Here is an 11,968-nt window from a genome sequence, read left to right on the forward strand (position 1 = left end):
CAAAAAGACGACTGGCGCCTCACCGTCGCGCCCATGATGGATAGGACCGGGCAGGGAACATAAGCCTTTAACGGCAATGGTTTAGGGAGCATAAGCCTTTAACGGCAATGGTTTAGGGTCATACCTGCTTTCCCATGTTGCCCCCTTGTTGCCCCGAAGGGCTTGCCGTGGAGCGGCTGGGCCTTGCCGCGCTGATGGTGACTCGGCAAGCTCGGAGCGTCCGCTTCCGACCCAGAGCGGACAGTTCATGGAGAACAACGTAGGGCGGGTCTTGAGGCGGCGGTAGGAAAAGTCAGCCTCGATCTCAAATGACTCATCAACCGCAGGGAGAAGTGTTGTGGCGCTCGCAACGGAAGCATTGGCCATTTTTCTAAAGGGGTCTGGCGATGTGGGCTTGGTCTACTACCGAAGTGAGCAGCCAGGGGCTGGTTACCTTTTCATCGCACTTCTAGGTTTTTTTGTCGCTCTATTTCTATATCAGGCGTATCGCAGGAAGAAGACTGCAGCAGAGGGGCCTCCAGATCCCTCGGCGTACTGGCGGGCGGGTACCGAGCCACGGGGCGGCAGAGGTGTAACAAGCTTCGGATACTCAAGAGGCACACTCGTCTTCTTGCGCTACTTCACCTTACTGCCCTTGCTTTTTGGCCCAGCCATCTATTTATTGTCGTCACCGCGGCCAACGGGAGTGGACCTTTTGGGATTGGCCGGGTTCGAAATATTCGTAGTGCTTGCGTTCTATATGGGTTATCGAGCGTGTGTCGCGTACTCGATCAAGGTGACGCCTGATTCCATCTTGATCAATGGCCTTTTCCGACAAAGAGAGTTTCTGTTCTCTTCGCTCGGCAAAGTGGCTCTTCTGGAGGGGGCGGTAGAGGGCCACGCTACGTTTTGGCGTTATACGACCAGAAAGAAAAGCAGCTATGCACACTAAGTAATGGGGTTGAGCGGTTCGAAGAGATGGTGGCTCTCATCAAGGAGGCCGCTTTCGCGGCAGGCACGCCGTACCGCTATCGAGACATGTGGGGATGCTGGACAACCTGACACGAGAATATGTCCGCTTCCGACCCGAAGCGGACGCTCAAGTAAATGAAATTTGGAGGAGCACTAAATGCCAGTAACGAAGCATCCGACTGTCGTTTGGCTGGTACTCCTTGGTCTGTTGATTATTTGGGCCGCTACCTACTATGTCGCCTGGCGGCTTGGAGCGCCGCGTTGGGGGTTAACAGCGATCTCCTGTATCGGGGGGGCTGCTATAGGCATTTTAGTAGGGCGCCTACGTTTAGCTAGGCGAAACAAGAGTGCTGGCGTTGAGGTCAGATAAAACTGTCCGCTCCCGACCCGTAGCGGACCTTAGGCAGATGATCCCGCTGCCTGACTCGGGCACGCCGTCTCGGCCGGCCGGGTACAATTCGCGGCATGTTTAGACGTCATCGAGAAGATTTCCGGCTCGCGGTTGCACCGATGCTGGACTGGACGGACCGCCACTGCCGGTACTTCCACCGGCTGTTGTCGCCGCATGCGCGCTTGTATACCGAGATGGTGACCAGCGCCGCGCTGGTGCGCGGCAAGCAGTTGCGGCTACTGGAGCACAGCCAGCAGGAGCACCCGGTGGCGCTGCAGCTGGGCGGCAGCGAGCCGCAGGAACTGGCCGTGGCGGCGCGCTATGGCATGGATGCGGGCTACGACGAGATCAACCTCAACGTGGGTTGCCCTTCCGACCGCGTGCAGTCGGGCCGTTTCGGCGCCTGCCTGATGCGCGAACCGGCGCTGGTTGGCGACTGCGTCAAGGCCATGCGCGACGCGGTGGACGTGCCGGTGACGGTGAAGTGCCGCATCGGCGTGGACGACCAGGACGATTACGCCGACCTGCAGCACTTCACCGAGACGATGCTCGGCGCCGGCGTCGAGGTGCTGGTGGTGCATGCCCGCAAGGCCTGGCTGCAGGGTCTTAGCCCCAAGGAGAACCGCGAGATCCCGCCGCTCGACTACGAGCGGGTGTATCGCCTCAAGCGCGAGTTTCCGCAGCTGGTGGTGGTCATCAATGGCGGCATCACCACGGTGGATGAGGTGCAGGCCCATTTGGCCCGGGTCGATGGGGTGATGCTGGGGCGCGCCGCCTACCATGATCCCTACGTGCTGGCCCGGGTCGAGGCCGCGCTATATGGCGAACCCCTGCCCACCCGTGAGGACGTGCTGCACCGCATGCGTCCCTACGTGGAGGCCGAGCTGGCGCGGGGCACCGCGCTCAAGCACATCAGCCGACACCTGCTTGGGCTCTATCAGGGCGAGCCGGGCGCGCGTGGATTCCGCCGACGCCTGAGCGAGGGCGCCCATCTGCCCGGTGCCGGCTGGTCGCTGCTTGAGCAGGCCATCGCCCAACCCCGGGTGGCGGCGTGACGGCGCCCGCTTGTCCGGTCAATATTCAGCCCCGCTTCCATAGTCTGAACGAAGATGCGTTCGGTTCCGCAGGCGACCTGGGCTTGATTAACGAAATGAAAACAATCCTGCGCCCCCTGGCATTGCTGCTGATGTTGTCGGTGGGCGTGGCCGCGCATGCGGCCCAGAGCGCCGAGCCGGCCATGTCGCTGGAGCAGGCGGTGAGCCAGGTGCAAAAGGAGACTGGCGGCAAGGTGCTGTCGGCCAGTACCGTGCGGCGTGGGCGCAGTTCTTTCGAGCACCGTGTGAAAGTGCTGACACCGGCCGGCCACGTTCGCGTGGTGACGGTGACCACGGAGGCCAGCAAGGGGCCGGCTTCCAATGATTCGACCAAGAATCCGTCCAGTGACGGCGAGAGCAACAAGGAGAAACACTGATGCGCATCCTTTTGGTTGAGGACGAGGCGCCGCTGCGCGAAACCCTCGCCGCACGCCTGAAGCGCGATGGTTTTGCCGTCGATGCGGCTCAGGACGGGGAAGAGGGCATCTACCTCGGACGTGAGGTGCCATTCGATCTGGCCATCATCGACCTGGGACTGCCCAAGATGTCGGGCATGGACCTGATCAAGGCGTTGCGCGAAGCCGGCCAGCGCTACCCCATCCTTATCCTCACCGCCCGTGGCGGCTGGCAGGACAAGGTGGAAGGCCTCAAGCACGGCGCCGACGACTACCTGGTCAAGCCGTTCCATGTGGAAGAACTGCTGGCGCGCATCAATGCGCTGGTGCGCCGCGCCAGCGGCTGGTCCAAGCCGGTGCTCGCATGCGGTCCGATCAAGCTCGACACCACCGCGCAGACGGTGACGGTGGAAGGCAAGCCGGTCGACCTGACCAGCTATGAGTACAAGGTGCTGGAGTACCTGATGCTGCATGCGGGTGAGCTGGTCTCCAAGGCTGACCTCACCGAGCACATCTATCAGCAGGATTTCGATCGCGACTCGAACGTGCTGGAAGTCTTCATCGGCCGCCTGCGCAGGAAGCTCGATCCGGACGGCAACCTCAAGCCCATCGAGACGGTACGTGGACGCGGATACCGCTTTGCCATCCCTCGCAGCGAAGCCGAAGACGAGTGATCCGGCCCCGCCGCGCCGCCCGTTTTCACTGGCGGCGCGTGCGGCAGTGGCCACCGGCTTCGTGCTGGCGGCCTTTCTCGGCGTGGTCGGACTCACACTTACGCGCACGGCTGCCGACAGCGCACTGAAGGGGCTGCAGGATCGCCTGCAGAATTTCGTCGTGGCTTATCTGGCGGGCACCGAGGTCGGTCGCTCCGGCAAGGTGCTGCTGCCCGACACCCCGCCCGATCCGAGTTTTTCGCGCCCGGGTTCGGGCCTGTATGCCGTGGCCATCGGCGACAACGGCTTCAAGTGGGAGTCGCCCTCGGCGATCGGGCGTGACTTCGGTTTCCTGAAACCGCTGGAACCGGGCGAAGGCCAGTTCGTCGGCCCCGTCGATACGCGCATGGGGCGCCTGTACTACTACACCTATGGCGTGGCGCTGGACACGGCCGAGAAGAAATCGGTGCATCTCACCTTCATGGTGGCGCAGACCGAGGACCAGCTCGAAGGCCGCAACGCCGTGTTCCGCCGCAGCCTGATCTTCTGGCTGGCCTCGCTGGGCGTGATGCTGATCCTGCTGCAGATGCTGCTGCTGCGCTGGAGCCTGACGCCCCTGCGCAAGGTGGCCAGCGAGATGTCGCGCGTGGAGCGTGGCGAGCGCGAGCACCTGGGCGACCAGTATCCGGCCGAGCTTACCGGCCTGACCGAACGCATCAATGCCTTCATCGACAGCGAGCGCGAGCAGCGCGTGCGCACGCGCAACACGCTGGCCGATCTTGCGCACAGTCTGAAGACGCCGCTGGCGGTGATCCGTTCCGGACTGGAAACCGTCAGCGGCGAGTCGGGCCTGCGCGACCAGGTGCTGGACCAGGTGCGCAAGATGGATGAGCTGGTGGCCTACCAGTTGGCTCGCGCCGCCACGTCCGGGCGACAGACGTTTGCCGCCACGGCGATTCCGATTGCCGGCTATGCCGAAGACCTGGTGCAGAGCCTGGAGAAGGTCTACGCCGCCAAGAACGTGCTGTGCGAATTCGACATCGACGACAACGCGGCCTTCTATGGCGAACAGGGCGACCTGCTCGAACTGATGGGCAACCTGCTGGAAAACGCCTTCAAGTGGGCGCGCCATCGCGTGCTGCTGGTGGTGAAGATGCGCCCCGTCGCCGGGCGGCAGCGCCCAGGCCTGTGGTTAAGCGTGGAAGACGACGGCCCGGGCATCGACGAGGACAAGATCGACACCATCCTGCAGCGCGGCGTGCGCGGCGACGAACGCGTGCAGGGCCACGGCATTGGCCTGTCCATCGTGCAGGACATCGTGCGTGCCTATAAGGGCGAGCTGATCGTCGATCGTTCGCCGGAATTCGATGGCGCGCGCTTCAGCGTGAAGCTGCCGCCAAGCTGATCGTCAGTGCGGCGCGGGCGAGGGGCCGTAATACGCCGTCAACAGCTCCGCCACCGCCGCATCGGCGCGACGCAGCACCGCCGGCTGCGACCAGTGCAGCTCGCTGACCACGGCGAAGAATTCATCGGCGCTTTCGGCCGCGTAGGGATCGATCAACGTGTCGCGTCCGCGCGCCACGTCATTGGCGAGATGATCGAACGCGCGCTGGAACGCGACGATCCAGTGTCGCCGCACGATATGTGGCGGCAGCGGCGGCACCCCGTCCGGCGGGCCATCGAGCATGTCGAGCTTGTGCGCAATCTCGTGCACGACCACGTTGTAGCCATCCCAAGGCTGTTTAAGGTCCAGTTGCACATCGGCCAGCGACAGCACCAGCGGGCCGTGCTCCCAGGCTTCGCCGATCAGTACGTCCTCGCCCTCGCTCACCACGCCGGTGCGATCATCGTGGTGGCTGCGTTGCACCTTGAACTCGCCGGGATAGATCAGCACGTCGCGCCAGCCGCGGAGGGCGCCTGGCCCCTGCCGCAGCACCGGCAGGCAGGCTTGCATGGCAATCAGCACCTGCAGCTGCTCGGTCAGTTCGGCCCCGGCGAGGGCGTGAAAGCGCTTGCGCGCCAGGAAGGTGGCGACCAGCTGGCGCAGGGTTTCCTGGTGATCGCCATCCAGTCGCTGCGCCAGCGGACAAGCCGCCAGCGCCAGGCGCCAGGGCGGCTCAGCGAGTCGGGGAGGGGATAAGTAGGCGCGAACGCGCCGCCACCAGGAGGCCTGCACCGGCCGGAGGTTTACTGGATGGAACCGGGCAACAACGACTGCCAGCCAATAGTGGCGCGACGGCTGCGCGGGGCAGCGGCCGGGGGCGTCTGGCTGGGGCAGTTGTCGTTGCTGGACGACGAGCTGGGGCTGGAGGGCGAGGCCCCCTCACGCGACAGGCCGAGCGCATCACCGCCGCCGGACCCGTCACGACTGCTGGAGGAGGCGTCCACCGAATGCTGCATCGTGGTCAGATCCTGGGCGTCCGCATCCATGGCCGATGCAGCACCGATGCTGCCGACGCACAGAACACTGCCTATCAAGAACTTCCCGACACACATGGCGGCTCAACCCCTTGATCCGCAATCGAAGAATCCGATGCTGGCAGAAACGGGTGGTCGATGCCAGTGCCCCCGGCGGGGCGTGAGCGGGGCGGCGAGTCCCAGAAGTCATGGGGCGCGGAGTACGCCTCGGCCTGTGGGGCGCCCGCGCGGCAGGCTAGAATCGCCGGATGTCCCACCTTCTCCCCCCGTCCGATCTCCCCACCGGCGGCCGTAGACGTGGCCTGCCTGGCATGGGCTGGCACTGATGCAGGCCCAGGACCTGCTAGCCGCGCTGGCGGACGGCGGCACGGTGTCGGGTGCGCTGCTGGCCGAACGTGCCGGCGTCACCCGTGCCGCCATCTGGAAACAGATCGAGGCCCTGCGCTCGCGCGGCGTGCCGGTGCAGTCGCGGGGCACGGCGGGTTATCGGCTGCCATGGCCCGTCCAGTTGCTGGCGCAAGCAGCCATTCGGAACGCCCTGCCGGCCTCGGTGCAGCAGCGACTGGGCACGCTGGAGCTGCATTGGGAGATCGACTCCACCTCCAGCGAGATCCAGCGCCGCGTGGCCACGCTGCCGGACCTGAGCGTGGTGCTGGCGGAGACGCAGAGCGCGGGCAGGGGACGGCGCGGTCGTACCTGGCTGTCGCCGCCGGGGCTCAATATCTACCTTTCCTGCCTCAAGCGCTTCGACGCCGGCTTCGCCGCGCTGTCGGGGTTGTCGCTGGCGGTGGGCGTGATCGTGATGCGCACGCTGTCCTCGCTGGGCATTATCGGCGCAGGCCTCAAGTGGCCCAACGATGTGTTGAGCGATGACGGCAAGCTGGCCGGCATCCTGGTCGAGCTCAGCGGCGAATACCAGGGCCCCTGCGCCGCCATCATCGGCGTGGGCCTCAACGTGCGGCTTACACCGGCCCTGCGCGAGCAAGCCGGGCAGCCGGTGGATGATCTGGCCTCGCTGGCGGGTGCGGTGGTGCCGGATCGGAATACAGTGGCCGCGGCGCTGATCACGGCGCTGGTCGACGGCCTGGGCCAGTTCGAACGCGAAGGCTTTGCGGCGTTCATCGACGAATACGCCCGTCACGATCGGCTTCGCGGGCAGGCGCTGCGCGTGCAAGGGGCGCTTGGTGCGCTGGATGGCATTGGCGCGGGGGTCGATGCGCGTGGCGCACTCCTGCTGCAAACCCCCACCGAATTGCGCGCGATCGACAGCGCGGATGTCACGGTGCGTCGCGTATGAGACTGCTGCTGGACCTGGGCAATACCCGCCTGAAGTGGGCGCTGCGCGAGGGCGCCCACTGGCATGCGCGTGGCGCGCTCGGCTGGAACGAGGACGTGGTGCTGGCCCTGCATGACGCCTGGCGCGGATTGCCGATGCCGCAAGAGGTGTTCGGCGCATCGGTGGTCGACGGCGAGCGTGAAGTGCAGGTGGCGGCGGTGGTATCGGCGTGCTTCTCCCGTGTGGTCGAGTGGCTGCGCACGCCGGCCGAAGCCTGCGGGGTACGCAATGCCTATGCGGACCCCTCGCGGCTCGGCGTGGACCGCTTCCTCGCCATGGTGGCCGCGCGTGCCGACAAGCTGGCGCCGTGCGTGTTGGCCGGGGTGGGTACGGCGCTCACCCTCGACGCCCTGGCCGCCGACGGGCAGCACCTGGGTGGACTGATCGCGCCGGGCCCGCAATTGATGCAGCAGTCGTTGCTTGGTGCGACAGCGCGGGTGCGTGTCGAACGTCCCGGCCAGGTACTCGAGGTGGCCGACAATACGCCCGATGCCGTCGCCTCCGGCTGCTGGCAGGCGGCGGCGGCCTTGATCGAGCGCTTCGTGGCGCATATGGGGCCATCGCTCGGCGGTACGCCATCGCTGGTGCTGGGCGGCGGCGACGCCGAGGCCTTGCTTCCTTTGGTGTCCGTGCCCGCCTTGTTGAGCACGGATAGCGTGCTGTCCGGCCTGGTGGTGTGGTCGGATACACATTCCCCGCTGGCGCCGGCTCTCTAGAATGCCGGCTCCTGTCGCGTTTGCCTGACGGATCGACGATGTTCCTGCGCCTGCTCTTCGTTCTACTGATTGCGCTCAACATAGCGGTGGGTGCCTGGTTGCTGCTGGGGCAGGACGATGTGCACGGCCGTAGCGCGAGCGACCCGGGCGTAGCGCCGTTGCGGTTGCTGTCCGAGGTTCCGCCCGCGCATGCCGCCACCACGCCAGCGCCGGCGGCACCCGCCTCGGTCGCCAAGGCGGTGCCGGCTGTCTCCGCCCCGGTGCCACCGGCCGCGCCGACGCCCGCACCTCCATCTCCGCCGCGCCAGACCAGCTACACCTGCATGGCGTTGGGTCCGTTCGCTACGCCGGTCGACCTGCGCAACGCACGCAATGCGTTGGGCAGCCAGGCGGCACGCATGCGTTCGCGTCAGGAACAGACCACGCAAACCAGCGGCTGGTGGGTCTACCTGCCGGGCGGTGGCAGTCGCGACAGGGCGCTGGAGCTGGGCAGGCGCCTGGCCGCGGCGAACGTCGGCGACTATTTCATCGTGAGCAGTGGCGACCAGCCGAATACCATTTCGCTGGGCTTGTTCAAGGACCCGGCCAACGCGCGCCGGCGCCGCGACCAGGTGGTGGCAGCAGGCTTCCCGGCCCAGATGACCGAGCGCACCGAAAGCGTGCCCGAGTACTGGCTGGACGTGGTGCTGGCCGACAACGGTCGAGCGGACTGGCGCAGCCGCCTGCACGGCGTGGGTTCGCACAGCACCGGTTGTTTCTAGCCCGCCACTTTGGCGCCGGGCTACATTGGCCTGCTAAACTCCGCGTTCCATGCCGGCATAGCTCAGTTGGTAGAGCAACTGATTTGTAATCAGTAGGTCGCGGGTTCGATTCCTGCTGCCGGCACCATTCGAGGAATCCCGCATGCGCAAGGCGCCCCTGGCCGTTCTTCTGATGCTGGCGGGGGCGAGTCCGGCGATGGCAACGGACGCTCCTGTGGCGGCTGCGCAATGGGTGCAATGGCAACAGGCCGGGCATGCGCCGCTGCTGCTCGATGTGCGTCACACCGATGAGTTCCATGACGGGCATATGGCCGGCGCGCTGAACATCCCGGTGGGGCAGCTGGCCAGTCGCGTCGGTGTGCTGGGGGTGCCCCGGGGCCACGAGATCGTGGTGTACTGCGCTTCGGGACGTCGCGCCGCGCGTGCGCAGGACACCTTGCAGTCGCTGGGTTATACCCACGTGCGATTGCTCGACGGCAGCCTCAGCGCGTGGCGGCAGTGGAATCTTCCGCTGGTGCGCGAGCGCGCTTCCTGATTCAAGCTTTACCTACTGAAGAGTCGTCATGAGCAACAAGGCACTATCCCTGATCGGCGTTCCCACCGACATTGGCGCGGGTCATCGCGGCGCCTCGATGGGGCCCGAGGCACTGCGCGTGGCCAATCTGCTGGCGCGCTTGACGCGCCGCGGCCTGGATGTGGTCGACCGTGGCAACCTGCACGGGCCGCTCAACCCCTGGCTGCCGCCGCAGGACGGCTATCGTCATTTGCCTGAAGTGGTTGCATGGAACGAGGCGGTGCATGCCGCCATCTACGCCGAACTCAAGGCCGGCCGCGTGCCGCTTATGCTTGGCGGTGATCATTGCCTGGCGATTGGTTCGATCAGTGCGGTGGCGCGCCATTGCCGCGAACAGGGCAAGAAGCTGCGGGTGCTCTGGCTCGACGCGCATGCCGATTTCAACACGGCCGACGTGACGCCATCGGGCAATATCCACGGCATGCCGGTGGCCTGCCTGTGCGGCAATGGCCCGCAGGCGCTGGTGGAATTGGGTGGGCATGTGCCCGCCACCACGCCCGATGTATTCCGCCAGATCGGCATCCGCTCGGTGGACGAGGGCGAGAAGCGCCTTGTGCGTGAAGCCAAGGTGGGCATTTTTGATATGCGCCACATCGACGAAGTGGGCATGAAGCGCACGATGGAAGACGCGCTGGCCGATATCGACGAGAACACGCATCTGCACGTGAGTTTCGACGTGGACTTCCTCGACCCGACCATCGCGCCGGGCGTGGGCACCACCGTGCGCGGCGGCCCGAACTATCGCGAGGCGCAGCTGTGCATGGAGATGATTGCCGACACCGGTCGCATCGGCTCGCTCGATATCGTCGAACTCAATCCCGCCTTCGACAAGAAGAATCAGACGGCCCGCCTGGCGGTGGATCTGGTTGAATCGCTGTTCGGCAAGTCCACACTGATCCGCTGATTCACCGCGACGAACATCACGAACTGAAGAAGAGCCCATGAAGACCCGCGTACTCACCGGCATCACCACCACCGGCACGCCGCATCTTGGTAACTACGTCGGCGCCATCCGCCCGGCCGTGGCGGCCAGCCGGCGCGATGACGTCGATGCGTTCTACTTCATGGCCGACTATCACGCGCTCATCAAGAGCGACGATCCGGCCCGCATCGAACGCTCGCGCCTGGAGATCGCCGCCACCTGGCTGGCCGCCGGCCTCGATCCGCAGAAGGTCACCTTCTATCGCCAGTCGGACATCCCCGAGATTCCCGAGCTGACCTGGTTCCTCACCTGCGTCACCGCCAAGGGCTTGCTCAACCGCGCGCATGCCTACAAGGCCGCCGTGGACAAGAACACCGAGGCGGGCGAGGACGCCGATGCCGGTGTTACCGCGGGCCTGTACATGTACCCCGTGCTGATGGCCGCCGACATCCTGGCCTTCAACGCCAACAAGGTGCCGGTGGGGCGCGACCAGATCCAGCACATCGAGATGGCGCGCGACATCGCGCAGCGTTTCAACCATATCTACGGCCGCGATTTCTTCGTGTTGCCCGAGGTGGTGATCGAGGAGCAGGTGGCCACGCTGCCGGGCCTCGATGGCCGCAAGATGTCCAAGAGCTACGACAACACCATTCCGTTGTTCGCCGGTGGGCAGAAGCATCTGCGCGAGACCATCATGCGCATCGTTACCGACTCGCGCCTGCCGGGCGAGGCCAAGGATCCGGACAGCTCCTCGCTGTTCACCATCTTCCGCGCCTTCGCCAGCGAAGCCGAGTCGGCCGCCTTCCGTCAGGCGCTGGTGGATGGCATCGGCTGGGGCGAAGCCAAGCAGGTGTTGTTCGAGCGCATCGAGGTGGATGTGGCGCCCATGCGCGAGAGCTACGACGCCTTGATCGCACGTCCGGGCGTGATCGAGGAGATCCTGCACGAGGGCGCCAAGAAGGCCCGCGCCATCGCGGCGCCCAAGATCGCCGAGCTTCGCGATGCGATTGGCCTGCGTTCTGGCGTGTCGATCGCGCCGCAGGCAACTGCCAAGGCGGCGCCGAAGTCGGGCAAATCGCCGCGCTTCGCCAGCTTCCGCGATGGCGATGGTAGTTTCCGTTTCCGCCTGTTCTCCGCCGATGGCGAGGAGTTGCTGCTGTCGCGCTCATTTGCCGATCCCAAGGCGGCCGGCGTGCTGCAGAAGCGCATCAAGGAACTGGGTGCCGCCGCGGCGGTGGTGCAGTCGCAGTCCTCGGCGCTGGTGCTGGAACTCGACGGCGAGCCGGTAGCCAGTACGCCGGTGTTCGACGACGAACAGGCTCGCGATGCGGCGCTCACGCGTTTGCGTGGCGCCCTGGATCAACTCGCCGCGCAGGAATAGCGCGGCCCGCCACGGTGCCCTGGAGGGGGTGATTCATGCGTTATCTGGCCATCCTGTTGCTCGCTCCCTGGCTGCTGATCCTGGGCTGGGCCTATTGGTCGTATCCACGCAACCTATGGCGCAGCCGCGCGCGGCGTAGCTTCGACGTGGCGGCACTGCTGCTTGCCGCACTGGCTGCCGTTCAGTGCGCCACGCTGGGCTTTGATGCGGCAAGCGTGCCCGCGGTGGGCCAGTTTGGTCCCTCCAGTGGTGCGATCTGGCGGCAGGTATTGCCCGCGCTCTATGGCTACGGCGCCTGCGTGCTGGTGCTCGCGCTGGCACTGATCGTGCGTCAACTCCTATGGCGCCGCCCGGCGCCCTGACCTTGCAGGACACT

Annotated in this window: 13 protein-coding genes and 1 tRNA gene; 12 read left to right on the top strand and 2 right to left on the bottom strand. The window is 65.6% G+C overall.

The genetic code is table 11. The features are described 5' to 3' along the window. Positions 1 to 1,416: 1,416 nt before the first annotated feature. The 4 genes from dusA to MJ606_RS13000 all read left to right on the top strand — a co-directional run bounded on the left by dusA (position 1,417) and on the right by MJ606_RS13000 (position 4,889). Positions 1,417 to 2,397: a tRNA dihydrouridine(20/20a) synthase DusA gene (dusA, locus tag MJ606_RS12985; RefSeq protein WP_279236842.1), complete on the top strand. Its 981-nt coding sequence runs from the start codon at positions 1,417 to 1,419 to the stop codon at positions 2,395 to 2,397. Between the two features lie 95 nt (positions 2,398 to 2,492). After that, the gene (locus tag MJ606_RS12990) at positions 2,493 to 2,813 is read left to right on the top strand and encodes a hypothetical protein (RefSeq protein ID WP_243049953.1); all 321 of its coding nucleotides are present in this window, start codon (positions 2,493 to 2,495) and stop codon (positions 2,811 to 2,813) included. Then, complete coding sequence (locus MJ606_RS12995) at positions 2,813 to 3,505, top strand: response regulator transcription factor (protein WP_243049954.1); 693 nt, start codon at positions 2,813 to 2,815, stop codon at positions 3,503 to 3,505. Before MJ606_RS12990 ends, MJ606_RS12995 begins: the two co-directional genes overlap by 1 nt. After that, on the top strand, positions 3,471 to 4,889 hold the full coding sequence (locus MJ606_RS13000) for an ATP-binding protein (RefSeq protein WP_243049955.1): 1,419 nt from the start codon (positions 3,471 to 3,473) through the stop codon (positions 4,887 to 4,889). Before MJ606_RS12995 ends, MJ606_RS13000 begins: the two co-directional genes overlap by 35 nt. A 3-nt stretch (positions 4,890 to 4,892) precedes the next feature. Here the strand turns inward: MJ606_RS13000 and MJ606_RS13005 are convergent, their stop codons facing one another. Both MJ606_RS13005 and MJ606_RS13010 read right to left on the bottom strand, forming a co-directional pair. After that, positions 4,893 to 5,660, bottom strand: coding sequence for a M90 family metallopeptidase (locus MJ606_RS13005; RefSeq protein WP_243049956.1), 768 nt, complete (start codon positions 5,658 to 5,660; stop codon positions 4,893 to 4,895). 11 nt (positions 5,661 to 5,671) lie between these two features. Continuing rightward, complete coding sequence (locus MJ606_RS13010; RefSeq protein ID WP_243049957.1) at positions 5,672 to 5,914, bottom strand: hypothetical protein; 243 nt, start codon at positions 5,912 to 5,914, stop codon at positions 5,672 to 5,674. A 313-nt stretch (positions 5,915 to 6,227) separates the two neighbouring features. On the opposite strand from MJ606_RS13010, the gene MJ606_RS13015 reads away from it, so the two are divergent. The 8 genes from MJ606_RS13015 to MJ606_RS13050 all read left to right on the top strand — a co-directional run bounded on the left by MJ606_RS13015 (position 6,228) and on the right by MJ606_RS13050 (position 11,954). Further along, on the top strand, positions 6,228 to 7,199 hold the full coding sequence (locus tag MJ606_RS13015) for a biotin--[acetyl-CoA-carboxylase] ligase (protein WP_243049958.1): 972 nt from the start codon (positions 6,228 to 6,230) through the stop codon (positions 7,197 to 7,199). Continuing rightward, positions 7,196 to 7,954 carry a type III pantothenate kinase gene (locus MJ606_RS13020; protein ID WP_243049959.1) on the top strand — a complete coding sequence of 253 codons (759 nt, stop codon included), beginning with the start codon at positions 7,196 to 7,198 and terminating at the stop codon, positions 7,952 to 7,954. The genes MJ606_RS13015 and MJ606_RS13020 overlap by 4 nt, the downstream gene beginning before the upstream one ends. Positions 7,955 to 7,992: 38 nt before the next feature. Beyond that, complete coding sequence (locus MJ606_RS13025; protein WP_243049960.1) at positions 7,993 to 8,715, top strand: SPOR domain-containing protein; 723 nt, start codon at positions 7,993 to 7,995, stop codon at positions 8,713 to 8,715. 51 nt (positions 8,716 to 8,766) lie between these two features. After that, positions 8,767 to 8,842: transfer RNA gene (locus tag MJ606_RS13030), tRNA-Thr, on the top strand. A gap of 15 nt (positions 8,843 to 8,857) precedes the next feature. Further along, the gene (locus MJ606_RS13035; protein WP_243049961.1) at positions 8,858 to 9,250 is read left to right on the top strand and encodes a rhodanese-like domain-containing protein; all 393 of its coding nucleotides are present in this window, start codon (positions 8,858 to 8,860) and stop codon (positions 9,248 to 9,250) included. 28 nt (positions 9,251 to 9,278) lie between these two features. Further along, the gene (rocF, locus tag MJ606_RS13040; protein ID WP_243049962.1) at positions 9,279 to 10,193 is read left to right on the top strand and encodes an arginase; all 915 of its coding nucleotides are present in this window, start codon (positions 9,279 to 9,281) and stop codon (positions 10,191 to 10,193) included. A 37-nt stretch (positions 10,194 to 10,230) separates the two neighbouring features. Continuing rightward, positions 10,231 to 11,592 (top strand): tryptophan--tRNA ligase, encoded by a 1,362-nt coding sequence (locus MJ606_RS13045; RefSeq protein WP_243049963.1) that lies wholly within the window; start codon positions 10,231 to 10,233, stop codon positions 11,590 to 11,592. Positions 11,593 to 11,627: 35 nt separating this feature from the next. Then, a complete protein-coding gene (locus MJ606_RS13050) occupies positions 11,628 to 11,954 on the top strand; it encodes a hypothetical protein (RefSeq protein WP_243049964.1) in 327 nt (108 codons plus the stop codon). The last annotated feature ends 14 nt before the right edge of the window (positions 11,955 to 11,968 follow it).

It is taken from the genome of Dyella sp. RRB7, from assembly GCF_022761115.1.
Taxonomy (GTDB): Bacteria; Pseudomonadota; Gammaproteobacteria; order Xanthomonadales; family Rhodanobacteraceae; genus Dyella.